Source organism: Streptomyces sp. NPDC048111 (assembly GCF_043202815.1).
Taxonomy (GTDB): domain Bacteria; phylum Actinomycetota; class Actinomycetes; order Streptomycetales; family Streptomycetaceae; genus Streptomyces.
In genome coordinates this window covers 1,025,054-1,049,575 of record NZ_JBIDBD010000001.1, presented here as the reverse complement: position 1 = coordinate 1,049,575, position 24,522 = coordinate 1,025,054, and the positions used below count along the sequence as shown (strand labels likewise).

Below are 24,522 nucleotides of genomic sequence, written 5' to 3'. Positions count from 1 at the left end.
GAAGGTCCATGCTGCAGACACCGACGGGCGGTGCCGGATCCGGCACCGCCGCCGCGGGCGGCCGGCTGATGAGCATCGGCGGGGTGCTCAACCAGCTGCGCGACGAATTTCCCGAAGTGACGATTTCGAAGATCCGGTTCCTGGAGTCCGAGGGCCTGGTGGAGCCGCGGCGTACGCCGTCCGGCTACCGCAAGTTCAGCACCGAGGACGTCGAGCGGCTGGCCCAGGTCCTGCGGATGCAGCGGGACCACTATCTTCCGCTCAAGGTCATCCGTGAGCATCTGGACGCGCTGGACCGCGGTGAGCAGCCCGCTCTGCCCGCTCCCGGCGGCTCCCGTGAATTGCTCGACGGGCTGGTCGAGCAGGACGCCGACCGGCCGACGGCCGCCCGGGTGGGCCGAGCCGAGCTGATGGCCGCGGCCGAGGTCAGCGAGGCCGAGCTGGCCGAATGGGAGTCCTACGGGCTCGTCACACCCGGTCCCGAGGGCGGTTTCGACGCCGAGTCGGTGAACGTGGCACGCCTTGTGGCGGATCTGGGGCGATTTGGTCTGGAACCGCGGCATCTGCGTGCCATGAAGGCCGCCGCCGACCGCGAGGCGGGCCTGGTGGAGCAGGTGGTTGCGCCCTTGCGGCTGCACCGTAATCCGCAGACCAGGGCCCATGCGGAGGCCACTACGAAGGAGCTCGCGGCCCTGTCCGTACGGCTGCACGCGGCCCTGGTGCAGACCGCCCTGGGTGTCCGGCTTCACTGATCTTGTAGGTGCCCGACTACCCAAACCTGCCGAGCACGTCCTAGGGTTGCTGTGTGAACGAGCTCGACGTCGTGGGTGTCCGGGTGGAAATGCCCTCCAACCAACCGATCGTGCTCCTGCGTGAAGTGGGAGGCGATCGGTACCTTCCCATCTGGATCGGTCCGGGGGAGGCGACCGCGATCGCCTTCGCCCAGCAGGGGATGGCGCCGGCGCGGCCGCTGACGCACGACCTCTTCAAGGATGTCCTTGAGGCCGTGGGCCAGGAGCTGACCGAGGTCCGCATCACGGATCTGCGGGAAGGCGTCTTCTACGCGGAGCTGGTCTTCGCCAGTGGGGTGGAGGTGAGCGCGCGTCCGTCCGACGCCATAGCGCTGGCACTGCGCACCGGAACGCCGATCTACGGCAGTGACGGGGTCCTGGACGACGCGGGGATCGCCATCCCGGACGAGCAGGAGGACGAGGTGGAGAAGTTCCGCGAGTTCCTCGACCAGATCTCGCCCGAGGACTTCGGCACCAACAGCCAGTGACCCGGCGGCCGTCGCAGGGGTGCCGCGCGCCGCGCGTGCGCCGGAGGGGCTTCAGCGCATTCGAGTAGCCTTTCCCCCAAGAGAGACACGGGAAACCACTCTCAGGGTGATTATCACTCGGCGTGCCGAGTGTGGCGATCGTTGACGCACCCCTGGTGACTGCCTACCGTCGAGTGGGCAGGTCAAGGACGGAGGGTCGGCGTGGGAATGAGCGGCGACGGTACGGCAGGGGGTGCTCCCGGACCCGGTCCGGGGGAGAGCGGGCCGTACCCGCTCCACGGCGGTACGGCCGCCCCGGCCGCCGAAACGATCGGATACCGGGGGCCCACCGCGTGCGCGGCGGCGGGGATCACCTACCGACAGCTCGACTACTGGGCCCGCACCGGCCTGGTCGAGCCCAGCGTGCGTCCGGCCTACGGATCGGGCACCCAGCGCCTCTACAGCTTCCGGGACGTCGTCGTCCTGAAGATCGTCAAGCGCTTCCTCGACACCGGTGTGGCCCTCCAGAACATCCGCGCCGCGGTCCAGCACCTGCGCGAGCGGGGCTTTCGTGATCTGGAGCGGATGACGCTGATGAGCGACGGCGCCACCGTGTACGAGTGCTCGTCCCCGGACGAGGTCGTGAACCTGCTCCAGGGCGGCCAGGGCGTCTTCGGCATCGCGGTCGGCGTGGTGTGGCGGGACGTCGAGGCGGCGCTCTCGCAGCTGCACGGGGAACGTGTCGACACCGGGGAGACCCTGGTGGGGCACAACCCCTCCGACGAGCTGGCCAGGCGGCGCAACCGCGCGGTCTGAAGCCCGGGCCGCGCCGCCCGGGCCGATTGTCAGTGCCGTACGGCAGCATCGGTGGTGTGAGAGCCGCGCCGACCATCCTGCATCTGGACATGGATGCCTTCTTCGCCGCCGCAGAGCAGGCGTCGAAGCCGAGCCTGCGCGGAAAGCCGGTCATCGTGGGCGGGCTCGGCCCGCGCGGGGTGGTCTCGACGGCGTCGTACGAGGCACGGGTCTTCGGGGTGCGCTCGGCGATGCCGATGGCGCAGGCCCGGCGGCTCTGTCCGAACGCGGCCTATCTGGTGCCGCGCTTCCAGCTCTACCGGACGATCAGCGAGCAGGTGATGGAGCTGCTCGGCCGGCTGTCCCCGCTGGTCGAGCCGCTGAGCCTGGACGAGGCCTTCGTGGACCTGGAGGCCGGCGGGGTGGCCTTCGAGACGCGGTCGGCCCGGGAGGCCGGTGAGCGGCTGCGCAGGGACATCAGGGCGGTCACGGGGCTGAGCGGCTCGGTCGGGCTCGCCGGATCGAAGATGCTCGCCAAGATCGCGTCCGAGGAGGCCAAGCCGGACGGCCTGGTGCTGATAGAGCCCGGCACCGAGCGCGGCCTGCTCGCCCCGAAGCCGGTGCGCATCCTGCCGGGGGTCGGTCCGGCCACCGGCGAGCACCTGCGGCGGGCCGGGATGACCACGGTGGCCGACCTCGTCGAGGCGGGCGAGGACGAGCTCGTACGGCTGCTCGGCAAGTCGCACGGCGCCTCGCTGCACCGGATGGCCCGCGGATACGACGACCGGCCCGTCGTCGCCGAGCGGGACGCCAAGTCGGTGTCGGTGGAGGACACCTTCGACGTGGACCTGCACGACCGGCTGCGGATCACCCTGGAGGTGGGGCGGCTCGCCGACCGGTGCGTGGAGCGCCTGCGCGCCTCGGGGCACTCGGGACGCACCATCGTGCTGAAGGTCCGCCGCTACGACTTCTCGACGCTGACCAGGTCCGAGACGCTGCGCGGGCCCACGGACGACCCCGCGGTGGTGAGGGAGGCCGCCGCGCGCCTGCTGGACGCCGTCGACACCACGGGCGGGGTGCGCCTGCTCGGCGTCGGGGTCACCGGCCTCGCCGACTTCACGCAGGAGGACCTGTTCGCACAGGCCGCCGAGGCACAGGCCGCGCAGGCACGCGCCGCCGCGGCCGAGGAGGAGCCCGCGCCCGCGCTCACACCCACCGCCGGGGGCGCCGCACAGGAGGAGCCCGGCGGGGCCCGGCCCGCGGAGGGCGCGGCGCAGAGCGAGCCCGAGCAGGACGCGGCGCAGCGCCGCTGGCTGGCCGGGCACGACGTACGGCATGCGGAGTACGGCCCGGGATGGGTGCAGGGCAGCGGTGTGGGGCGTGTCACGGTGCGCTTCGAGACGCCGACGTCGGCCGTCCCCGGCCGGGTGCGGACGTTCCGGCTCGACGACCCCGGCCTGACGCCGTCCGAGCCCCTGCCGCTGGTCGAGCCGGCAGCGGGGGACGGTGCGGAGGCCGAAGCCGCGGCCGGGGAGGCCTCAGCCGGGCGCGCGGCCGGAGATGAGACGGGCGGCGGAACGGCCGCAGGATGGGCGGACCCGGGCGGCGAAGGGGCGGCGGGACGGGTGGGGCCGGGCGGCGAGGAGACCGCTGGGCGGTTGGAGCCGGGCGGCGCAGGGACGCAGGGGCGGGTCGGGCCGGACGGTGCGGGCCTCGCCGGGGTTCAGACGTCCCCGCCCGCGAGCCGCCCGAAGTCCCGGTCGGACGGCGGCGGGCCGGGGTCGGGGGCGCCGATGTCCAGACCGTAGTGGTGGTAGAGCTGGAGCTCCTGTTCGGGGGAGAGGTGGCGGCCCACGCCGAAGTCGGGGGCGTCCTTGATCAGGGCACGGTCGTACGGGACGTGCAGCGCCTCGTCCGTGAACGTGCTGGGTTCGAGCGGGACGAAGGCGTCCCGGCCGAACAGTCCGGTGCGTACCGCCGCCCACTCCGGGGCGCCGGTGGCGTCGTCGAGGTAGACCTCGTCCACGGTTCCGATCTTCTGTCCACTGCGGTCGTACGCCTTGCGGCCGATCAGGCTGCGCGGATCGATGTCGGTCTGCACGATTTCTCCCATGGGTCGCAATCGGTCACACCTGCTCCATAAGCCCTACGAAAGTCCACTTCCGAGGTGTTGGCCACTTGAGCAGTCGGCCCAGGAATCGCCTCGGACCTCGCTGGTAGGCTGGCAAACGGCTGCTGACCCCGTGCGGGAGAGCCCTCCGACGGCTCCTTGAGTCCCGGCGGGCGCCGAAGGAGCAACTCCTCCCCGGAATCTCTCAGGCCCACGGACCGCACGGACGAGGTCACTCTGGAAAGCAGGACGGGAGACGTACGGGCACTCGTGCCCGGCGGAACCTTTCCTCACCGACGGTGAAAGCCGGGTCGCCCCCACGCGCCCCGGTGAAGCTCTCAGGTTGAGATGACAGAGGGGGAGGCCGTCCGGGTACCCGCGCCGTGGTGCCCCTCGCAGGTCGTGCGACCAGGAGGCCTCCGTCATGACCGCCAACCGCATTCCGCTCAGCCAGCTGGAGCGTGGCATCCCCTTCGAGCAGCGCCACATCGGGCCCGATGCCGAGGCTCAGGCGAAGATGCTCGCGCAGGTCGGCTACGGCTCGCTCGACGAGCTGACCGCCGCCGCCGTACCCGACGTCATCAAGAGCGCCGGTGCGCTGGGTCTGCCCGAGGCGCGGACCGAGGCCGAGGTGCTCGCCGAGCTGCGCCGCCTCGCGGACCGCAACCAGGTGCTCGCCCCGATGATCGGTCTCGGCTACTACGGCACGTTCACCCCGCCGGTCATCCTGCGCAACGTCATGGAGAACCCGGCCTGGTACACGGCGTACACGCCCTACCAGCCCGAGATCTCGCAGGGCCGCCTGGAGGCGCTGCTCAACTTCCAGACCATGGTCGCCGAGCTGACCGGCCTGCCGACCTCCGGTGCCTCGCTGCTCGACGAGGGCACCGCGGCGGCCGAGGCGCTCGCCCTGTCCCGGCGCGTGGGCAAGGTCAAGGGCGGGGTCTTCCTGATCGACGCCGACACCCTGCCGCAGACCGTCGCCGTGATCCGGACGCGCGCCGAACCGACCGGTGTCGAGGTCGTCGTCGCCGACCTGAGCGAGGGCATCCCGGCGGAGATCGCCGAGCGCGGTGTCTTCGGCGTACTGCTCCAGTACCCCGGCGCCTCCGGCCAGGTCCGTGACCTCAAGCCGGTCATCGACGCCGCCCACGAGCTGGGCGCGATCGTCACCGTCGCCGCCGACCTGCTCGCGCTCACCCTGCTCGCCTCGCCCGGCTCGCTCGGCGCGGACATCGCCGTCGGCACCACCCAGCGCTTCGGTGTCCCGATGGGCTTCGGCGGGCCGCACGCCGGCTTCATGGCCGTCCAGGAGAAGTTCGCCCGCAGCCTGCCCGGCCGCCTGGTCGGCGTCTCCGTCGACGCCGACGGCAACAAGGCGTACCGCCTGGCCCTGCAGACCCGCGAGCAGCACATCCGCCGCGAGAAGGCCACCAGCAACATCTGCACCGCGCAGGTGCTGCTCGCCGTGATGGCCGGCATGTACGCCGTCTACCACGGCCCGGACGGCCTGCGGCAGATCGCGCAGCGCACCCACCGCTACGCCGTCGTACTCGCCGAGGGCCTGAAGGCCGCCGGTGTCGAGGTCGTCCACGGCGCCTACTTCGACACCCTGACCGTGCGCGTGCCGGGCGGGGCCGCCGCGGCCGTCGCCGCCGCCCGCGAGGGCGGGGTCAACCTGCACCTGGTCGACGCGGACACCGTCACCATCGCCTGTGACGAGACCACGACGCGGGCCCAACTGGCCGCCGTCTGGGCCGCGTTCGGGGCCTCCGCCGAGGTGGAGACGCTCGACGCCACGGCCACCGACACCCTGCCGGACGCGCTGCTGCGCACCGACGAGTACCTGACCCACCCCGTCTTCCACCAGCACCGCTCCGAGACCGCGATGCTGCGCTACCTGCGCAAGCTCGCCGACCGCGACTACGCGCTCGACCGCGGCATGATCCCGCTCGGCTCCTGCACCATGAAGCTGAACGCGACCACCGAGATGGAGCCGGTGACCTGGCCCGAGTTCGGGCAGATCCACCCCTTCGCGCCGGTCGAGCAGGCCGCCGGCTACCTCACGCTCATCCGTGAGCTGGAGGAGCGCCTGGCCGAGGTCACCGGCTACGACGCGGTGTCCATCCAGCCCAACGCCGGCTCCCAGGGCGAGCTCGCGGGTCTCCTCGCCGTCCGCGCCTACCACCGCGCCAACGGCGACACCCAGCGCACCATCTGCCTCATCCCGTCCTCCGCGCACGGCACCAACGCGGCGAGCGCCGTGATGGCCGGCATGAAGGTGGTCGTGGTCAAGACCGCCGACGACGGCGAGGTCGACGCGGCCGACCTGCGCGCCAAGATCGAGCAGTACCGCGACGAGCTCTCGGTCCTGATGATCACCTACCCGTCCACGCACGGGGTGTTCGAGGAGCACGTCGCCGAGATCTGCGGCCTGGTCCACGAGGCCGGCGGCCAGGTGTACGTCGACGGCGCCAACCTCAACGCGCTGGTGGGCCTCGCCAAGCCGGGCAAGTTCGGCGGCGACGTCTCGCACCTCAACCTGCACAAGACGTTCTGCATCCCGCACGGCGGCGGCGGCCCCGGCGTCGGCCCGGTCGGCGTGCGTTCCCACCTCGCGCCGTACCTGCCGAACCACCCGCTGCAGCCGAGCGCCGGTCCCGAGACGGGTGTCGGCCCGATCTCGGCCGCCCCGTGGGGCTCGGCCGGCATCCTGCCGATCTCGTGGGCGTACGTCCGTCTGATGGGTGGCGAGGGCCTCAAGCGGGCGACGCAGGTCGCCGTGCTCGCCGCGAACTACATCGCCAAGCGCCTGGAGCCGCACTACCCGGTGCTCTACACCGGGCCCAACGGCCTCGTCGCGCACGAGTGCATCGTGGATCTGCGTCCGCTGTCCAAGGCGACCGGCGTCAGCGTCGACGACATCGCCAAGCGCCTGATCGACTACGGCTTCCACGCGCCGACCATGTCGTTCCCGGTGGCGGGCACGCTGATGATCGAGCCCACCGAGTCCGAGGACCTGGGCGAGATCGACCGGTTCTGCGACACGATGATCGCGATCCGCGGCGAGATCGAGAAGGTCGCCTCCGGCACCTGGCCGGCCGACGACAACCCGCTCGCCAACGCCCCGCACACCGCGGCCGCGCTCGGCGGCGAGTGGAACCACGCCTACAGCCGTGAGGACGCCGTCTTCCCGGCCGGGGTGTCGGCCGCCGACAAGTACTGGCCGCCGGTCCGCCGCATCGACGGCGCCTTCGGCGACCGCAACCTGGTCTGCTCCTGCCCGCCCCTGGACGAGTACGACCACTGATCCCGGCGGGCGCGACCGCTGATCGCACCGCGCATGCGTAAGGGCCGGTTCGGGGAGTTTCCCCGGGCCGGCCCTCATGTGTGTCGGTGCCGGACGGGTCCTGGCCGGAGCCGTCCGTACCGGAACTGCCGTACGAGGCCGCCTAGGCGGCCGTCGCCACCTGTTCCGCCGTGAGCGGCCGGTGCGGGGCGATGATCTGCCCGTCCGGCAGCAGCTCACCGGTGTCCTCGAAGAGCAGGACGCCGTTGCACAGCAGGCTCCAGCCCTGCTCCGGGTGGTGTGCCACGGGCTTCGCGGCTTCCCGGTCGGCGGAGAAGGCTGTAGGGCAGGCTGGCTGGTGCTGGCACATGGATGCGTTCTTTCGCTGCGTCGTGGTGAGTGTGCTGCGGCTCGATGCGTTGTTCATGGCCGCCCCCCGTAGTCAGTCGGTCGGTCCGATCCCAGTGTTGCCCCACGGGAGTCAATCCGCAGGGATTTCGCGGCAGCGCTTCCTACTGCTTAATGACGTATCACCCGTGCGGACGGTTCAGCTCAACTGCCCTGTCTTTTCGGGTGGTTCGGGGTGGCCCGACCGGACTAGCCCGGATGGAGGAGGCCGCGCGTAGGCAGCATAGACACACCAGGCCCCGCGACCACACCGGTCGCGGGGCACTTTTTTCCTACGTCGCCGAGGACGGTCAGGCGGGCTGCCCGAGCAGGGGGGCGGGGGCCAGGCGCAGGCTGAGGACCGGGAGCAGTTCGCTGACGCGCAGCGGGCGGTGGGCGCAGATGCCGGGCGGGGCCGGAGCCAGCGGTACCAGGAGGTCGTTCGGGGCCGGAGTGCCGGACGCGCCGTCGGCGGTGGTGTCGCCGTGCAGCCACAGGGTGAGCATGTACAGCTCGGGGACCGAGAGCAGCCGGGGCTGGAAGCGCGTGGTCAGCAGCTCGGCCTGGCGCAGGGCGCGCTGTGTCGAGGCGATGTAGGGGCCTTCGAAGAAGTGCGAGAAGGCCCAGCCGTCCGGGGTGAGGCGGGTGTCCGCGGCGGCCACCGGATGCTCGCGGTCGCTGATGAGGAAGCGCCAGCCGGCCAGCCGGGAGCGCGGCGTCCGGCCACCCGGGGTGATCCCGTCCAGGACGTGCAGGGGGAGCGGCAGTTCGGGGGTGAGCGGACCTTCGGCGGAGCGGAGGGCCGGGGTGCGGGCCTCGCGCACGGCGGTGGGGGAACCGAGTGCCGCGAGGACGCTGCGCAGGGCGGGCGCGGGGGCCGGGGGGACATGCAGCGGCATGGTGGGTCGCCTCTCACTTCGGAGACACGGTGATGCGTGGGCAGTGCGGACGGCGCTGTCTGCGGTACGGGGTCAGAGGGGGGCCGGAAAGCGATCGCCGGGGCGCAACCTCTCTGCCTGTTTGCAGAGTTTATACGACACGTGTTCACTCGGTGTTTCAGCTAGCCGTCCCGGACATTGCCCGCAAGTCGGTATCCGGTCCTTGCGCGCGGGTGATTTACCCGGGGAAAACACCCGTGCGGGGTTCCCACCTGGAAAGCTCTCCCGCCGGGGGTCGGCCGATTCTCGTCGGTGTTTTTCACCATTGACAGGAGGGTGGTAACTGCACGTTGCAGTATGCCCGCTGAATGTGCCCGATGCCGTAGTCCCCGACGCTACCCCTCCGGCACTCCGCGCGCAGACGTTATGGATCAGTCAGCCTGGGCATTATCGACCAAGACGCGAGCGGCCGGTGTCACCGGCCGCCCATTCGAGGAGGGACCCTTCGATGGGGGAGAAGGTCGTGGCAGGCGGATTCGACCTGTCCGATCGGCACCGCTACCGGGACAAGCTTCAGCAGTGCCTCGAGGGGCTGGGGAAGCTGCTGGCCCAGAAGAGGTTCGATCGCCCCAGGAACATGATGGGCCTGGAGCTCGAACTGAATCTCGCGGGACCCGACGGCATGCCGCGCATGATGAATGGCGAGGTGCTGGAGCGCATCGCGAGCCGGGATTTCCAGACGGAACTCGGAATGTTCAATCTGGAAGTGAACATCGCCCCGCACCGGCTCGGCGGGCGGGTATTCGATCAGCTCGCCGAGGAGCTGCGCACCGGCCTCGGGTACGCCGACCGCAAAGCCGCGGAGGTCGATGCGGGCATCCTCATGATCGGCATTCTGCCCACCCTGACCCAGGACGATCTCGTCAGCGGGAACCTTTCCGACGTCGACCGCTACCAGCTCCTCAACGATCAGATAGTGGCCGCCCGCGGGGAGGATTTCACCCTCGACATCCAGGGCGTGGAACGCCTTGAGTGCACCTCGGCGTCGATCACCCCGGAGGCCGCCTGCACGTCGGTGCAGTTGCATCTGCAGGTGACGCCCGCGCGGTTCGCGGCGGTGTGGAACGCGGCCCAGGCGGTGGCCGCCGTGCAGATCGCGGTGGGGGCCAACGCGCCGTTCCTGTTCGGCAGGGAGCTGTGGCGCGAGTCGCGTCCGCCGCTGTTCGAGCAGGCCACCGACACCAGGCCCGCCGAGCTGCGCGCCCAGGGGGTGCGCCCGCGGACCTGGTTCGGGGAGCGCTGGGTGTCGTCCGCGTACGAGCTGTTCGAGGAGAACCTGCGCTTCTTCCCGCCGCTGCTGCCCATCTGCGACGAGGAGGAGCCCCTGCGCGTCATCGCCGACGGCGGGGTGCCGAGCCTGCAGGAACTCGTGCTGCACAACGGCACGATCTACCGCTGGAACCGACCGGTGTACGGGATCGCCGACGGCGTGCCGCACCTCAGGGTGGAGAACCGGGTGCTGCCGGCCGGGCCCACGGTCGCCGACGTGCTCGCCAACGCGGCCTTCTACTACGGCCTGGTGCGGGCCCTGGCGGAGGAACAGCGACCGGTGTGGACGCGGCTGTCCTTCGAGTCGGCTGCCTCCAACTTCGACGCGGCCTGCCGCCACGGCATCGAGGCCGAGCTGCTGTGGCCGGCACCGCGGCGCGGCGGCGGGGTGGCCCGGGTGCCCGCGGTCAAGCTCGTACGCGAGGAGCTGCTGCCGCTGGCCGCGGCCGGGCTCGACGCGTGGGGCATCGAGGCGGCGGACCGCGACCACTACCTCGGCATCATCGAGGAGCGGTGCCGGCGCGGCGTCAACGGGGCGTCCTGGCAGGTCGACACCTACCACCGGGCGCTGGCCGCCGGGCTCGGACGGGAGGCGGCGCTCGCGGCCACCACCCGGCGCTACCGCGAACTCATGCTGGAGGGTGAGCCCGTGCACACCTGGCCCACGGGCTTCCCCGGGCCCGAGGCGCGCCGCTAGGACCGGCTGACCGGCCCCGGGCCGCGCCTGCCCCGCCCGGACCGGCCCCGGCCGCGCCGCTAGGACCGGCCCCGGTGCTGGGCCTGGCCCAGGGCCATGATCGCCTTCAGGATCACGGCCTGGATGTCGGCGGGGTCGGTGACCTCGTAGCCGACCCCGCCGGTCGCCGCGGCGATCTCGCGCACCTCGGCGCGGTCGGCCTGCGGGCCGACCGCGATGGCGATCAGCGGGACCGGTTTCGAGGGATCGGTGATCTTCTCCAGCTGCGCCAGGAGGTCGGCCCGCGAAATGCTGCCCGGGTCCTCGTTGGCGCCGTCGGTGAGCAGCACCACCGCGTTGAACTTGCCGGCCACATACGTGGCGGTGGCCTCCTTGTACGCGGCGAGCGTGGTGTCGAACAGGCCGGTCGCGCCGTCCGGCACCGGTGCGAGCGCGGCGAACGCGGCCGACAGCCGGTCGCGCTGGGTGCGCCCGCCGGCCGCCGGATCGCCCAGGCGCGCGGTCGGCACCAGGCGGCGGTAGTCGCGCGCGCCGTCGAGGCGGGTGGCGAAGTCCCACAGACCGATCTCGTCCTCGGCGGTGAACTGCGAGAGCGCCTGGAGCAGCGACGCCTTGGTGACCTCCATCCGGGAGCGGCCCCCCGAGCCCGGCACCGTGGCGGCCATCGAACCCGAGGCGTCCACCACCGTCGTCAGGCGCGCGCTCTGCACGGTGATCGTCCACATCCCGAGGGCGTCCTGCAGCTCCTGGGCCGACGGCGGCTCCGCGCCGGCACTCGCGTACGGCTGCGGCGCACCGCCTCCGGCGGCGGCGACGACCGGCTCGGCCGCCGGCTGCCCCGGGGTACGAAATCCCCGGGACGTCAGGACGCGGGCGGACTCGGGATCGCCGAGCAGGGTCAGGAAGCGCATCGCGGCCCGGCTCTCGTCGGTGCTCATGCCCGTCTCGCGCACGATGGTGTACGGGTAGTCGAGCTGTGGCGCGCCGTCCTTGGGGTAGAACAGGCGCACCTGCTGGGCGGCGCCCGTCGCGGCGTGTGCGGCGTTGTACGCGAAGGCCGCCTGTTCCGACAGGACGACCGCCTGGTTGTGTGAACTGTCGCTGTTTGCAGGGGAGTTGGCGGGCGTCAGGGTGCCGGTCACCTGGTCGTCGCCGTCGGACACCCGCTGCGAGAGCACCTTGGCCAGTGCCGCGGTGTGGGTGTCGCCGTCGGGCCCCTGGCCGGCCGCGGACTTGCCGATGCAGCTCAGGGCCAGCAGGCCCGAGGCGCTGTGCGCGGGGTCGGCCGCGCCCAGGTGCGGCGTGCCGGCGGCGGTGGCCATGGCCAACTCCGCCCAGGTGTACGTCTTGTGGGGCCAGCCGAGTGCGGCGGCGGCCGTCTTGACCACGCCGACGGCGACGGGCGAACCGGCCACGTGGCCGGCGGTCACCACGGTGGCCGAGCCGCCGGCGTCCTTCGCCCGGTCCACCCACATCGAGGCGTCCGGTATCCACACCGCGAACGAGGGTCTGGTCCGCGAGCCGAACGAGGCGGCCACCTTGTAGGAGTCGCGGGCGGTCACCCGGACGTCCATGCAGGAGCCGTCCGAAGTGATCTTCTCCTGGCGCGCCCGGTCCGCCACGGCCTGGACGGCGGGAGCCACGTCCGGCGAGGCGACGAGGTCGACGCGCACGGCCGACGAGGCACAGGAGTGACCGAAGGACAGCAGTCCGCGCTGTACGGCAAGGGCGGTGCCGCCGGCCACGGAGAGGACGAGAGCGGTGGCGAGGGCGACCGTGCGGGCCCGGGCGGACACCCGGGCCGCCCCGGTGCTCCTGGTCGCGGCATCGTCGGGCAAGCTGTGACGTCCCATGGCGGTGGTGCCCCTCCTTGAATCCCGAACAAGGAAAGGGGGACCGCACCATCACGATGGCGCTCGCCCCCCGGCCTGTCGCGCGCGATCTTCGCGATTTCTGACGAGACCCTAGCGGGGCGACGGTGGGTAGGGAACGGGATGGGTCAACTGGAGGCAGGTGTGCTGGTGGAGGCCGGGCGTATGGCTGATTCTCTTCCCGACGAGGGGACTTCACGGCGAATCCTGCGGTCGGAGACCGTGCTGGTGCTCGCCCTGTCGCTCGGCGCGAGCGGGGTGTCGGCGCTGATCAGCTTCATCGGATCGCTCACCAAGCCGGGCGGGCTCAAGCAGCAGGCGGCGCACCTCAACACCTCGTACGCCCCCGGGCGCCCGTGGCTCGATCTCGCCTGGCAGCTCTTCGGTATCGCGACCGCGCTCGTGCCCGTCGCGCTGGTGGCGCACCTGCTCCTGCGCGAGCGGGCCGGCGGTCTGCGGGTGATCGGCTTCGACCGGACGCGCCCGTGGTCGGACATCGGCCGCGGTGCGCTGATCGCCGCCGGGATCGGCAGCGCGGGGCTCGCCTTCTACCTGGTGGCCCGCGCGGTGGGCGGCAACCTCACGGTCGTCCCCGAGTCGCTGCCCGGCGTGTGGTGGAAGTACCCCGTACTGATCCTCTCCGCGGTGCAGAACGCGGTGCTCGAAGAGGTGATCGTCGTCGGGTATCTGCTGCGCCGCCTGGGCCAGTTGGGCTGGACACCTATGGCAGCGCTGGTGGCGAGCTCCGTCCTGCGCGGGTCGTACCACCTCTACCAGGGCGTCGGCGGCTTCCTCGGCAACATGGTGATGGGCGTGGTGTTCGTCCTGCTCTACCGGCGCTGGCAGCGCGTCGGGCCGCTGGTGGTGGCGCACTCGCTGCTCGACATCGGGGCCTTCGTCGGGTACGCGCTGCTCGCGGGGAAGGTGAGCTGGCTGCCGACGATGTGAGGCGGGGCCGGCGGCGCGCGCGGCGCAGACCACCCGGCGGTACGCGATGACGGTAAGGGGCGCCGGCCATGGCGGTACGCCCCTTACGCGCAGAACCCCTACGGCTGGATGAGGAGTTCGCCGTCGATGACCGTGACGGCGCGACCGGTGAGCAGGGTCCGCTCGCCGCGCAGCCGGGTGCGCACCAGGCCGGACCGGGCGGAGGCCTGGAGTCCGGTCAGCTCGGTGGCGCCCAGGCGCGCCGACCAGAACGGGGCGAGCGCGGTGTGCGCACTGCCCGTCACCGGGTCCTCGTCGATGCCGACGTTGGGGAAGAAACAGCGCGAGACGAAGTCGTAGGCGCCGGACGGGTCGGCGGCCGGGGCGGTGGCGATGATGCCGCGCTTCGAGTGCCGGCCGAGGCCGCGGAAGTCGGGGGCGAGGGCGTGGACGGCCGCTTCGTCGGGCAGCTCGACCAGGAGGTCGCCGACATGGGCCGAGGTGCCGTGCACCGAGACGACCGGCGCGCCGAGCGCCTCGGCGAGCCCCGCCGGGACGGGCTCCTCCTGGAGCGCGGACGTCGGAAAGTCCAGGGTGATCGTGCCGTCGTCCTCCGCGGTCGCGGTGAGGACGCCGCAGCGCGCGGCGAACCGCACGGTGCCGGTCGCCGCGCCGGTGGAGTGCAGGACGTGCGCGGTGGCGAGCGTGGCGTGGCCGCACATGTCGACCTCGGCGGCCGGGGTGAACCAGCGCAGCGCCCAGTCGGCGTCGCCGCCCGGCGCGAGGCGGTGGGCGAAGGCGGTCTCGGCGTGGTTGACCTCGCGCGCGACGTCCTGGAGCCATGAGTCGTCCGGAAAGGCGTCGAGCAGCAGGACGCCGGCGGGGTTGCCGGTGAAGGGGCGGTCGGCGAAGGCGTCGACGATTCGGATGCGCATGGGGGCACCGTAGAGGACGGAAAAAGGGGCGGGCCAAGGCCAATCGCGGGCAACTGGACCGATTTTTGCCCACAGTGGACTTTGGGCGGCCCTGAACCGGACCTTGGCCCCGGCTCCCGGCTCCCTGAACCGGATTTTGGCCCCGGCTCCCTGCGCCCTCGACCGAACCTCGGCCCCGGCTCCCGGCGGCCCTCGATCGGACCTTCGCCCCGGCTTGTGCCTTCGGCCGGACCTCCGCCCCCGTTCCGTGCAGGCGCTCAGACAGCCAGCGGAACGGCGTGCACCTCGTCGGCGGGGTGCCCTGCCCGCTCATGGATGCGCTGAACGGCCTCCGCTGAGGGCGCCTCGGAGAGGCAGTAGACGGTGCCGGACTTCGGGTCCGCCCACGCCTTCTCGAAGTGGACGCCCTCGTCCTTCTCGATGTCGAGGTCCGCCTGGTGGGCCTGCTTCAGCTGCTCGGCCGTGATGCCCGTCATCCCGTGGTGGACGTCCATGAACTGCGACATGGCGCCGCACCCCCTTTCGCCGTCCGGCGCCGACGCGCTGAGAACCGTCAAGGAGATTTGTCGACTCCGGCCCGGCGCCGCTCCCTCCATCGTCCGCCCGCGGGGGTGCGGGGGCGAGCGGGGGCGGCCCCGGATTGCAGGCCCCCTGCACGGTTCCGGGCCCGTCCCCGCCGGACGGCTTCTCCGGGCGGTGAGGGTTGCCAAGCGAAAGTCGACGATATATCGTTGACGCATCGCGACAGATCAACGATGGAAGGAAATGAACCATGCGTTCACATGGACACGGACAGCAGGGACCCGGCCATCGCGGTCGGGGTGAGTTCGAGGGGCGCCGAGCCGCGTTCGGGCCGTTCGGGCCCGGTTTCGGCGGGGGGCCCTGGGGCGGCGGTCCCGGCGGGCGCGGCGGTCGGGGTGGTCCCCGGGGCAGGGCGCGGCGCGGCGATGTGCGCGCGTCGATCCTGGCCCTTCTGAAGGACCGGCCGATGCACGGCTACGAGATGATCCAGGAGATCGGCGAGCGCAGCGGCGGGGCCTGGAAGCCCAGCCCCGGCTCGGTCTATCCCACCCTCCAGCTCCTGGAGGACGAGGGTCTGATCACCAGTGAGAGCGAGGGCGGCAAGAAGCTGTTCACGCTCACCGACACCGGGCGCACCGAAGCCGAATCCGGAGCCGACGCTCCCTGGGAGGACGCCGGGCGCGGAGTCGACTGGGAGGCCATGCACGAGATCCGGCAGGCCGGCGTCGGGCTGATGGAGGCGTTCGGCCAGGTCTGGAAGACCGGCTCCGCCGACCAGCGCCAGAAGGCGCTCGCCGTCATCAACGACGCCCGTAAGAAGCTCTATCTGATCCTTGCCGACGAGGACTGAACCCCGCGCGGCGCGAAGCCCCCACGGCCCAACGGTCGCGGGGGCTTCACCGTTTCCTGTCCGCAGGGCGGCCCCGGAGCGGCAGGGCTCAGGCGCACAGGCCCCCGAGCTTGCGCAGCGACTCGTTGAGCGCGGCCGTCGCCGAGTCCTTGAGCTTGCCCGCCATCAGCGAGACCGCGGCGCCCGTGAACTCCCCGTCGATACGGACCGTCGTCGCGCCGCCGTCGGGAATGACCGTGTACCGGTTGGTGACGTTCACGCCCATCGGGCCCTTGCCGCGGATGCCGAAGACCCGCCCGGCCTCGAACTCGTCCACCGTCCACGCCACTTCGGCCGGGAACCCCATGAGCTTCATGTTCTCCGCGTACGTGGCCCCCAGTTCCAGCTTCTCGGGACCGCCCGCGGGGAAGTTCGTGTGCGTGGCGTTCCATTCGCCGTACGAGGAGAAGTCGGTGAGCTGGGCCCAGACCTTCTCGGCCGGAGCCTCGATGCGTGCCTGCGCGCTGACCTCGGCCATGCGACCACTCCTTCGTGGACGGTCCTTCGCGGGACGGTCTTCGGGGACGGTGGGGGATGTGCGCGGAACGTAGCGGCAGCCGGTCGAACATTCAATACTGATGAACCGTCAGATCCGCTGGGTCTCCAGCGCCCAGATCTGCGCCGAGTCGAAGAGGTCGGACGCGCGTGGCCGTGCCGACTCGTCGTGGCAGTGGAACGCGGCCCAGAACAGATCGCCGGGAAGCGCGTCGTGCGGCGCGTACACCCGGTACACGTACTGCCGTCCGTCCTGCCCGAGCAGAGCGACCATCCAGCACATCGGCGCTCCTCGCGGGCGGTGGGGACGGTTCACCCGGGGGGACGAGGCCGCCCGGCCGTGCGGTTGCGGCGGGGGCGTGGACCGCGACGTCTCGCGCCGCGAGGGGTTGCCCCCGCGCGGGAGATTTCCGAGATCTCATCCGCAAGGAGGAGAAGCCGGTCATCTGTGCCCACCTTGTGCGGGACAGTGGATGCTCCCTTGCGCCGATGTGCCGCGATCCGGCGGCTGATGAGGTGGAGGGGTGCACCGTTCCACCTCCGAGGCGTCCCGTCCCATCCCTCCCGCAGACATCGAAGGCCGGCTCACCGCGGAGCTTGCCTCGGTGGTGGCGGGCGCCCGCAGGCGCGCGTTGCGCGACGGCGACCGGCAGCTCGACACCGCCCACCTGCTGCACTCGCTGATGGAGAGCGACCCCGCGGTGCGGGCGGTGTTCGACGACGGCCGCCAGGTGGCCCGGGTGCTCGGCTACCTCGTGCAGCGCAGCATCGGCTACGGCCTGCGCTGGCAGGGATCCGTGGAGGACTCGGGGGCGGCGCCGCTGATGGCACAGCCCGGCTGGTCACCGAGCGCCCTGAGCGCGATGGAGCACGCGCTGCGCCGGGCCGCCGCCCGCGGCGACGGCGACCGTGAAGGCCGTGACGGCGATGGCGGCTACGACGGCGACGGCGCCCCTGACGGCGACCGCGTCACCGGCCCCGACCTGCTCGCCGCCCTCGCCGCCGACCCCGAGTGCCGCGCCGTCGAGGTCCTGCGCCACGCGGGCGTCGACCCGGCCGCCCTCACAGCCGCCGACCCGGTCGCCTTGCTGGCTGTCGACCCGGCCGTCCGCAGGGCCACCGGCCAGGACGACGACAGCGCCGGCGATCCGGCCGCCCTGAGGGCCATCGCCCCGCCCGACGACCCGGCGGCCCCGGTCGTACGGACCGCCTGACGCACGCGGACGCCCACGCCGGCCACGGTCCCGTCTCGACAGGTGTCACCCGGATGACGGTCCTGTCCCGGGCTGCCATGATGTGCCGATGCACGCGTCTCAGGGAAGAAGCGTCGGCCTGGGACTCGCCCTGGTGTCGGCCTTCGCGTTCGGTGGTTCAGGGGTGGCGGCCAAGCCGCTCATCGAGGCGGGGCTCGACCCGCTGCACGTGGTGTGGCTGCGGGTGACCGGCGCCGCGCTCGTGATGCTGCCCGTGGCCTGGCGCCACCGCCGTCTCGTACGCCGAAGGCCCGCCCTGCTCGCCGGGTTCGGCCTGCTCGCCGTGGCCGGCGTGCAGGCCTGCTACTTCGCCTCGATATCGCGCATACCCGTCGGCGTGGCCCTGCTCGTCGAATACCTCGCACCCGCGCTCGTGCTCGGCTGGGTCCGGTTCGTACAGCGTCGGCCGGTGAGCCGCGCCGCCGCCGTGGGCGTGGTGCTCGCCGTCGGCGGCCTCGCCTGCGTCGTCGAGATCTGGTCCGGGCTCGGCTTCGACGCGGTCGGGCTGCTGCTCGCGCTCGGCGCCGCCTGCTGCCAGGTCGGCTACTTCGTCCTGTCCGACCAGGCCGGGGAGGGCGAGGGCGCCGCCGACCCGCTGGGCGTCATCGCGTACGGACTGCTCATCGGCTCGCTCGTCCTGACCGTGGTGGCCCGGCCCTGGGGCATGCGCTGGTCGGTGCTCGGCGCCGACGCCGACATGAACGGCTCCCCGGTGCCCGCGGCCCTGCTGCTGTGCTGGATCGTGCTGATCGCGACCGTGGCCGCCTATGTCACGGGCGTCATCTCGGTGCGCAAGCTCTCCCCGCAGGTGGCCGGCGTCGTCGCCTGTCTGGAGGCGGTGCTCGCGACCGTCTTCGCCTGGGTGCTGCTCGGCGAGCACCTCTCCGCGCCCCAGATCGTCGGCGGGGCCGTGGTCCTCGTCGGCGCCTTCATCGCCCAGTCGTCGGCCCCCAAGGACGCGTCGGGACCCCTCGCGTCGGGCGGACCCGCGCCCGCCGAAGGGGAGTTGTCGGCCGGGCAGTCCGCCGCCTAGGGTGGCGATCGTGCACGCGACCGTACTGCCGCCTCCCGCCGCGTAACGCGGGCGGCCGCCTTCTTCGACGAGGACCCGGCTCGGGCAGTCCCCGAGCGGCTCGTCGCTGCCCGCGTACTCCAGGACAGCGAACAGCCACCGTCATCCTCCTCGGAGCGCGTACGTGTCGACATCCTCAACGGGGCCGGTCACCGGCCCCTCCACCGCCCTGCCCGTCGGCCGGGGCCTGCTCTACCTCGCCGTCGCCGGAGTCGCCTGGGGCACCGCGGGCGGAGCCGCCGCCCTGGTCTTCCGGGACAGCGACCTCGGCCCCCTGGCCCTGTCCTTCTGGCGCTGTGCCGGGGGGCTCGCCCTGCTGCTCGGCGCGATGGCCCTGCGTCGCCGCCCCGCCGCCACCTCCCCGAAAGCGCCCGCGTCGGCGGCACCGACGCCGACCGCCGCACCGGCAACACCCGCACCCGCACCGGCCGTGTCCCCCCTCCCCGCCATCACCGCCGCGCCCGTGTCCGTCATCGCGCCGACGGCCACGAGCACGCCGAACAAGGGCACATCCACCGAATCCCGCCCCCGCAAGCTGCTGCGCATCCTCGGCAACGGCATCGGTCTGATGGTCTTCCAGAGCGCGTACTTCGCGGCCGTCGAGGCCACCGGGCTCGCGGTCGCCACCGTGGTGACCCTCGGCGCGGGGCCCGTCCTCATCGCGCTCGGCGGCCGGCTCGCCCTCGGTGAACGCATCGGCCGGGCCGGCGCCGCGGCCGTCGTCGGCGCGCTCACCGGTCTCACCGTCCTGTGCATCGGGAACGGCGGCGGTACGGTCCGGCCCGCCGGGGTCGTCCTGGCGCTGGTCTCGGCCGCCGGATACGCGGCCCTCACCCTGCTGACCAGGTGGCTCGGCCGGGACGGCCGCGCAGGCGATCCCTCGGCCACCACCGCCTGGGCCTTCGGCGTCGCCGCGCTGTGTCTGCTGCCGTTCGCGGGCGCGGAGGGACTGCTGCCGCACACTGTGGAGCCGGTGCGGGTCGCCGCCCTGCTCCTGTACGTGGCGGCGGTGCCCACCGCACTCGCGTACGCCCTCTACTTCGCGGGCGCCGCGGTCGTCCGGGCCGCGACGGTCTCCGTGGTCATGCTGCTCGAACCGGTCAGCGCGGCCGTGCTCGCGGTCGCCGTGCTGGGTGAGCGGATCTCCGCCGCCACGGTCCTCGGCACCGCCCTGCTGCTGCTCGCGGTGCTCGGCCTGGCCGCGGCCGAGACCCGGCAGGCCGCGAAGGACCGCCGCGCGCCGGCCGTCCTGTGACCGGGGGCGCGCGGCGGGGCGGACCGGCTCAGAGCGCGGTCAGATAGTCCGGGACGGCCAGCGCCGGGTCCAGGTCGTCCGCCGGGAGCGGCGTGCCGTAGCCCGGGGCGAGCGGCAGGACGCCGGCCCAGTGCGGCAGCGCCAGGTCCTCGGCGTCGTCGTTGGGGCCGCCGGTGCGGAGCTTGGCCGAGACCTCGTCGAGGTCCAGGCTGATCACCGCGGTGGCGGCCAGCTCCTTCGCGTTCGCGGGGCGCGAGTCGCCGGCGCGGCCCGGCACGACGTGGTCCACGAGGGCGTCGAGCGCGGTGCGCTTCTCCTGTGCGTCCGTGACCTCGTGGGCGATGCCGTGCACCACCACCGAGCGGTAGTTGATCGAATGGTGGAAGGCGGACCGGGCGAGGACCAGCCCGTCGACATGGGTGACCGTCAGACAGACCGGAAGCCCCGGGTCCGCCTGGCCCGCCGCGCGCAGCGGACGCGAGCCGGTCGAGCCGTGTATGTAGAGCCGCTCGCCGACCCGGGCGAACAGCGTCGGCAGCACGACGGGCGCGCCGTCACGGACGAAGCCCAGGTGGCAGACGTAGGCGGTGTCGAGGATGCCGTGCACCAGTTCCCGGTCGTACGAGGCCCGCTCGCGCGAGCGGGTCGGTACGGTGCGGTCGGTCGCCTGGTAGGGGGCTGCGGTCGCGGTGTCCGACATGCGTTCTCCATTGCACTAGTGCATAATGTTGTTTGTGCTAGGAGAATATCGGATCGAAGGGCGCCGCGCATCGGAGATTGCCGAGAGCGTGGAGCGGGCGGTGGGCTCGGGCGGGCTCGAACCGGGTCAACTGCTGCCTCCACTCAGGGAGTTGGCGACCCGGCTCGGGGTGAACCCCAACACCGTCGGCGCCGCCTACCGCCTGCTGCGCGAGCGCGGGGTGATCGAGACGGCGGGCCGGCGCGGCAGTCGCGTACGCCCGAGGCCCGCCAGCACCGCGCGCGACCTCATCCGCGCGGACGTGCCGCCCGGCGTGCGCGACATCGCGGACGGCAACCCCGACCCGCGGCTGCTGCCCCCGCTCGCCGAGGCGCTGGCCGCCGCCGCGCGGGCCACCGCCGAGGACCCCGGCCGCTATCTCTACGGGCAGGCGCCCGTGGACGAGGAACTCGCCCGGCTCGCCCGCGCCACCTTCGACGAACAGGGGGTCCCGGACGGCCCGGTCGGGGTGCTCTCGGGCTCGCTCGACGCCATCGAGCGCGTCCTCACCGCCCATCTGCGGTCGGGCGACGCGGTGGCGATCGAGGACCCGGGCTGGGGCGCGCTGCTCGACCTCGTGCCGGCGCTCGGCCTGCGGCCCGAGCCGATGGCGCTCGACGACGAGGGGCCGCTGCCCGAGGCGCTCGAACGCGCCCTCGCGGCGGGCGCCCGGGCCGTCGTGATCACCTGCCGGGCCCAGAACCCGACCGGCGCGGCCGTGAGCGCGGCCCGCGCCCGGGCGCTGCGCGGCGTCCTCGCCCGCCACCCCGGGGTGCTGCTCGTCGAGGACGACCACGGCCACGGCATGGTCGACCTGCCGCTGCACCCCGTCTCCCCGGTCACCGAACACTGGGCCTTCGTGCGGTCGGTGGCCAAGGCGTACGGTCCCGACCTGCGGCTCGCCCTGCTCACCGGTGACGCCGTCACGCTCGACCGGGTGCGCGGACGCCAGCGGCTCGGGCCCGGCTGGGTCAGCAGGCTGCTCCAGCGGGCCGTCGTGCACCTGTGGACCACCGACGCCATCGAGCCCGACCGGGTCGCCCGCTCCTACCGCGAGCGGCGCGAGGGCCTGCTCGCGGCGCTGCGGGCGCGCGGGGTCGAGGCCCACGGGCGCAGCGGCTTCGTGGTGTGGGTGCCGGTGCCCGACGAGACGGGGGCGGTGTCCCGCCTGCTGCACGCGGGCTGGGCCGTGGCACCCGGCGCGCGTTTTCGGATGGCCTCGCCGCCGGGGGTGCGGATCACCGTGTCCCGTCTGAGCCCGGAGGACATCGTGCCGGTCGCGGACGCCGTCGCGTCCGCGACCGGCCCGGGGCCCGGATCCCGCTACGCCTACTGAACGCCCGGCCTCGCCCGCGGGCGGCTCTGGGTGAGCGCGGCGCCCACCAGGACCACGGCCGCGCCGACCGGCGTGTTCCAGCTGAGGCCCTCACCGAGGACCGCGACGCCGGCGGCGGTGGCGATGACCGGGATGAAGTAGGTGACCATCTGGGCCGTGGTCGGGCCCACTTCGTTGACGAGCCCGTACTGGACGAGCACCGCGAGCCCCGTGCCGAGCGCCCCGAGCGCGGCGACGGCCAGCAGCGGCACCACCGGGAAGGACGCCGGGAAACCCGCGAACAGCGGGGTGACCAGGGCGAGTTGGAGCGTGGCGACGCCGAGCTGGGAGCCGATCAGGGACAGGTTGGAGTGCCCGCTGCCCGCGAGGGTGCGCCGTACGTAGATCCAGCCGATCGGGTAGCAGAGCGAGGCGAGCAGCGCCAGGGCGGTGCCCGTGACGTCCAGGCCGTGGAAGCCCTGCCACGCGCCGAGCACCGTCAGCACCCCGACGAAGCCGAGGCCGAGGCCCGCCACCCGGCGCCGGGTCGGCCGGTCCTCGGAGAGCGCCACCATCGACAGGGCCATGCCCCACAGCGGGGAGGTGGCGTTGCAGATGCCGGCCAGCGTGGAGGGGATGCTCAGTTCCGCGTAGGCGAACAGCGAGAACGGCGCCGCGTTCAGGAGCAGCGCCGCGACCGTCACATGGAGCCAGGTGCGCCGGCCGCGCGGCAGCCCCTGCCGCTTGACCGCCATCGCCGCCGCCAGGACCAGGGTGCCGAAGAGCAGCCGGCCGAAGGTGACCTGGAACGGCGCGTAGCCGTCGGTGCCGACCTTGATCAGGAGGAAGCTGAAGCCCCAGATCAGCGAGAGCCCGGTGAACCGGAGGCGCCAGTCGAGGGCGGGACGGCGTCCGGCGGCCGGGGGTGCGGTCGCTTCGGCGGTCGAGGGAAGCGAGGGGGAGGAGGGCCGGGGCGGAGTGGCGGTGCTCATGACGACCACGATGAGGCCCAGCACCGCGTAGCACAAGCGAGACTTGGCCGAGGTCATCGGTTAGCATCGCTTACATGTTGAATCTGGAGCGTCTGCGCACCCTCGACGCGGTGGCCCGGCACGGCTCGGTGGGCGGCGCCGCCGACACCCTGCACGTGACCACCTCCGCCGTCTCCCAGCAGCTCGCCAAGCTGGAGCGCGAGGCCGGTCAGCCGCTGCTCGCCAAGAACGGCCGGGGCGTGCGGCTCACCGACGCGGGGCGTCTGCTGGCCGAGCACGCCGCCCGCATCCTCTCCCAAGTGCAGGTGGCGCAGGCCGAGTTGGAGGCGCAGCGGGACCGCGTCGTCGGTGAGCTCAGGATCGCGGGCTTCGCCACCGCGGCCCGCGGCCTCTTTCCCGCGGCGCTCGCCGCGCTGCGCGCCGAACACCCGCAGCTCGCCGTCCGCTCCGAGGAGCTGGAGGCCGACGAATCGGTGCGCGGGGTCCTGCTCGGCGACCTCGACCTCGCCCTCGTGCTCGACTGGTACAACAAGCCGCTGCCGCTGCCCGACGGGCTCGCCAAGCGGGCCGTGCTCGACGACCTGGCGGACGTGGCCGTGCCCGCCGGCCATCCGCTGGCCGGGCGCGAGGCGGTGGACCTGGAGGAGTTCGCCGACGACGAGTGGATCACCTGGCCCGACGGCGAGTTCTGCAACGAGTGGCTCCTGTTCACCCTGCGCGGCAAGGGGATCGAGCCGAGGATCGCCCATGTGGCGCGCGAGCACGCCACCCAACTCGCCCTGGTGGAAGCGGGGTTGGGCGTCAGCATCGCCCCGCGTCTGGGCCGTGGCCCGATCCCCGACGGGGTCCGCGTGGTCCCGGTGCGGGCCGCGATGAGCCGGCATGTGTACGCGGTCTGGCGCGCGGACGCCGACCGCAGGCCCTCGATCAGGGCCGCGGTCGACGCGCTCGCGGAGGCCGGGGCGCGGCTGGTCCGACCCGGTCGCGGGCAGGGCTAGCGCGCGAAGTTCCCGCCCAGCTTGCGGAAGTCCCACGACACCACGGTGTCCGGCGTCAGGCGCAGCCAGGCGTGCCGGCCGTCGTGCACCATCTCGGTGAGGCCGAAGTTCTTGGCCGCGAACAAGAGCTCCACGGCGTCGAGTTCGGGGCAGGGCTCCCCGGTGCGCGGTGTCTCGCCGACGGGCACGACGCTGCCGCCGAGTTCCACTCCGCGCAGTTCCCCGTACTCCGTCCCGTCGTCCACCACGACGGCCACCCTCGGATCCTTGCCGAGCTGGGCCCAGCGCCGGCTGCGGGTGATCGAGTACAGCCACAGCGAGCCCTCGTGCCAGACGTACCAGAGCGGCGCCACGTGCGGGCTGCCGTCCGCCGAGACCGTGGCGAGCCGGCAGGTGCGCTGCTCGCCGAGGAAGGCGTCGAGCTCCTCCTCGCTCATCATGATCCGGCGGCCCCTGCGCTGTGTGACGGCCATGGCGCCTCCCCTTCCGCGAACCCCATGGGCCCGCACCCATCGG

At 72.8% G+C, this 24,522-nt stretch carries 24 protein-coding genes and 1 riboswitch; of the genes, 13 read left to right on the top strand and 11 right to left on the bottom strand.

Going from position 1 to position 24,522, the window contains the following annotated elements; genetic code table 11:
- Positions 1-8 precede the first annotated feature (8 nt).
- From ACGF3I_RS04675 to ACGF3I_RS04660, 4 genes are all read left to right on the top strand, one after another.
- Positions 9-752 (top strand): MerR family transcriptional regulator, encoded by a 744-nt coding sequence (locus tag ACGF3I_RS04675; RefSeq protein ID WP_393129063.1) that lies wholly within the window; start codon positions 9-11, stop codon positions 750-752.
- Between the two features lie 53 nt (positions 753-805).
- Positions 806-1,279, top strand: a complete 474-nt coding sequence (locus ACGF3I_RS04670; RefSeq protein WP_006123076.1) for a bifunctional nuclease family protein — start codon at positions 806-808, stop codon at positions 1,277-1,279.
- 207 nt (positions 1,280-1,486) lie between these two features.
- Entirely contained in the window at positions 1,487-2,074 is a 588-nt protein-coding gene (locus tag ACGF3I_RS04665; protein ID WP_393129126.1) for a MerR family transcriptional regulator, read from the top strand.
- Positions 2,075-2,130: 56 nt separating this feature from the next.
- Positions 2,131-3,861: a DNA polymerase IV gene (locus tag ACGF3I_RS04660; RefSeq protein ID WP_393129062.1), complete on the top strand. Its 1,731-nt coding sequence runs from the start codon at positions 2,131-2,133 to the stop codon at positions 3,859-3,861.
- Here the strand turns inward: ACGF3I_RS04660 and ACGF3I_RS04655 are convergent.
- Entirely contained in the window at positions 3,777-4,154 is a 378-nt protein-coding gene (locus ACGF3I_RS04655; protein ID WP_393129061.1) for a PRC-barrel domain-containing protein, read from the bottom strand. The two genes, ACGF3I_RS04660 and ACGF3I_RS04655, sit on opposite strands and share 85 nt — an antisense overlap.
- 135 nt (positions 4,155-4,289) lie before the next feature.
- Positions 4,290-4,394: riboswitch (glycine riboswitch) on the top strand.
- 193 nt (positions 4,395-4,587) lie between these two features.
- Here ACGF3I_RS04655 and gcvP point away from each other — a divergent pair.
- Positions 4,588-7,473, top strand: coding sequence for an aminomethyl-transferring glycine dehydrogenase (gcvP, locus tag ACGF3I_RS04650; protein WP_393129060.1), 2,886 nt, complete (start codon positions 4,588-4,590; stop codon positions 7,471-7,473).
- A gap of 142 nt (positions 7,474-7,615) precedes the next feature.
- Here gcvP and ACGF3I_RS04645 read toward each other — a convergent pair whose 3' ends face one another.
- Complete coding sequence (locus ACGF3I_RS04645) at positions 7,616-7,822, bottom strand: DUF5999 family protein (RefSeq protein ID WP_393129059.1); 207 nt, start codon at positions 7,820-7,822, stop codon at positions 7,616-7,618.
- Between the two features lie 328 nt (positions 7,823-8,150).
- Complete coding sequence (locus ACGF3I_RS04640; protein ID WP_393129058.1) at positions 8,151-8,738, bottom strand: hypothetical protein; 588 nt, start codon at positions 8,736-8,738, stop codon at positions 8,151-8,153.
- A 487-nt stretch (positions 8,739-9,225) separates the two neighbouring features.
- Here ACGF3I_RS04640 and ACGF3I_RS04635 point away from each other — a divergent pair, with 487 nt between their 5' ends.
- Positions 9,226-10,743, top strand: a complete 1,518-nt coding sequence (locus ACGF3I_RS04635) for a glutamate--cysteine ligase (protein ID WP_393129057.1) — start codon at positions 9,226-9,228, stop codon at positions 10,741-10,743.
- A 59-nt stretch (positions 10,744-10,802) separates the two neighbouring features.
- On the opposite strand, the gene ACGF3I_RS04630 is transcribed toward ACGF3I_RS04635, so the two are convergent.
- Positions 10,803-12,596 (bottom strand): hypothetical protein, encoded by a 1,794-nt coding sequence (locus tag ACGF3I_RS04630; RefSeq protein WP_393129056.1) that lies wholly within the window; start codon positions 12,594-12,596, stop codon positions 10,803-10,805.
- Between the two features lie 183 nt (positions 12,597-12,779).
- Here ACGF3I_RS04630 and ACGF3I_RS04625 point away from each other — a divergent pair, with 183 nt between their 5' ends.
- Positions 12,780-13,562: a CPBP family intramembrane glutamic endopeptidase gene (locus ACGF3I_RS04625; protein WP_393129055.1), complete on the top strand. Its 783-nt coding sequence runs from the start codon at positions 12,780-12,782 to the stop codon at positions 13,560-13,562.
- Positions 13,563-13,660: 98 nt separating this feature from the next.
- On the opposite strand, the gene ACGF3I_RS04620 is transcribed toward ACGF3I_RS04625, so the two are convergent.
- On the bottom strand, positions 13,661-14,476 hold the full coding sequence (locus tag ACGF3I_RS04620; protein ID WP_393129054.1) for a PhzF family phenazine biosynthesis protein: 816 nt from the start codon (positions 14,474-14,476) through the stop codon (positions 13,661-13,663).
- A gap of 257 nt (positions 14,477-14,733) precedes the next feature.
- Positions 14,734-14,982, bottom strand: coding sequence for an SCO4226 family nickel-binding protein (locus ACGF3I_RS04615; protein ID WP_393129053.1), 249 nt, complete (start codon positions 14,980-14,982; stop codon positions 14,734-14,736).
- Positions 14,983-15,248: 266 nt separating this feature from the next.
- Between ACGF3I_RS04615 and ACGF3I_RS04610 the strand changes: the two genes are divergently transcribed.
- The gene (locus ACGF3I_RS04610) at positions 15,249-15,848 is read left to right on the top strand and encodes a PadR family transcriptional regulator (protein ID WP_393129052.1); all 600 of its coding nucleotides are present in this window, start codon (positions 15,249-15,251) and stop codon (positions 15,846-15,848) included.
- A gap of 88 nt (positions 15,849-15,936) precedes the next feature.
- Here ACGF3I_RS04610 and ACGF3I_RS04605 read toward each other — a convergent pair whose 3' ends face one another.
- Both ACGF3I_RS04605 and ACGF3I_RS04600 read right to left on the bottom strand, forming a co-directional pair.
- Positions 15,937-16,365 carry an SRPBCC family protein gene (locus ACGF3I_RS04605; protein ID WP_393129051.1) on the bottom strand — a complete coding sequence of 143 codons (429 nt, stop codon included), beginning with the start codon at positions 16,363-16,365 and terminating at the stop codon, positions 15,937-15,939.
- Positions 16,366-16,473: 108 nt separating this feature from the next.
- Complete coding sequence (locus tag ACGF3I_RS04600; protein ID WP_393129050.1) at positions 16,474-16,665, bottom strand: hypothetical protein; 192 nt, start codon at positions 16,663-16,665, stop codon at positions 16,474-16,476.
- 241 nt (positions 16,666-16,906) lie between these two features.
- Here ACGF3I_RS04600 and ACGF3I_RS04595 point away from each other — a divergent pair, with 241 nt between their 5' ends.
- The 3 genes from ACGF3I_RS04595 (at position 16,907) to ACGF3I_RS04585 (ending at position 19,962) form a co-directional block, all read left to right on the top strand.
- Positions 16,907-17,596: a Clp protease N-terminal domain-containing protein gene (locus ACGF3I_RS04595; protein ID WP_393129049.1), complete on the top strand. Its 690-nt coding sequence runs from the start codon at positions 16,907-16,909 to the stop codon at positions 17,594-17,596.
- An 88-nt stretch (positions 17,597-17,684) separates the two neighbouring features.
- Positions 17,685-18,668 (top strand): DMT family transporter, encoded by a 984-nt coding sequence (locus ACGF3I_RS04590; protein WP_393129048.1) that lies wholly within the window; start codon positions 17,685-17,687, stop codon positions 18,666-18,668.
- Positions 18,669-18,831: 163 nt separating this feature from the next.
- A complete protein-coding gene (locus ACGF3I_RS04585; protein WP_393129047.1) occupies positions 18,832-19,962 on the top strand; it encodes a DMT family transporter in 1,131 nt (376 codons plus the stop codon).
- Between the two features lie 28 nt (positions 19,963-19,990).
- Here ACGF3I_RS04585 and ACGF3I_RS04580 read toward each other — a convergent pair whose 3' ends face one another.
- On the bottom strand, positions 19,991-20,662 hold the full coding sequence (locus tag ACGF3I_RS04580; protein WP_393129046.1) for a pyridoxamine 5'-phosphate oxidase family protein: 672 nt from the start codon (positions 20,660-20,662) through the stop codon (positions 19,991-19,993).
- Between the two features lie 34 nt (positions 20,663-20,696).
- Here ACGF3I_RS04580 and ACGF3I_RS04575 point away from each other — a divergent pair, with 34 nt between their 5' ends.
- A complete protein-coding gene (locus ACGF3I_RS04575; RefSeq protein ID WP_393129045.1) occupies positions 20,697-22,037 on the top strand; it encodes an aminotransferase class I/II-fold pyridoxal phosphate-dependent enzyme in 1,341 nt (446 codons plus the stop codon).
- On the opposite strand, the gene ACGF3I_RS04570 is transcribed toward ACGF3I_RS04575, so the two are convergent.
- Positions 22,031-23,008 carry a DMT family transporter gene (locus ACGF3I_RS04570; protein ID WP_393129044.1) on the bottom strand — a complete coding sequence of 326 codons (978 nt, stop codon included), beginning with the start codon at positions 23,006-23,008 and terminating at the stop codon, positions 22,031-22,033. The two genes, ACGF3I_RS04575 and ACGF3I_RS04570, sit on opposite strands and share 7 nt — an antisense overlap.
- 74 nt (positions 23,009-23,082) lie before the next feature.
- On the opposite strand from ACGF3I_RS04570, the gene ACGF3I_RS04565 reads away from it, so the two are divergent.
- Complete coding sequence (locus ACGF3I_RS04565) at positions 23,083-24,006, top strand: LysR family transcriptional regulator (protein ID WP_393129043.1); 924 nt, start codon at positions 23,083-23,085, stop codon at positions 24,004-24,006.
- Here the strand turns inward: ACGF3I_RS04565 and ACGF3I_RS04560 are convergent.
- A complete protein-coding gene (locus ACGF3I_RS04560; protein ID WP_393129042.1) occupies positions 24,003-24,479 on the bottom strand; it encodes a pyridoxamine 5'-phosphate oxidase family protein in 477 nt (158 codons plus the stop codon). The two genes, ACGF3I_RS04565 and ACGF3I_RS04560, sit on opposite strands and share 4 nt — an antisense overlap.
- Positions 24,480-24,522: the final 43 nt, after the last annotated feature.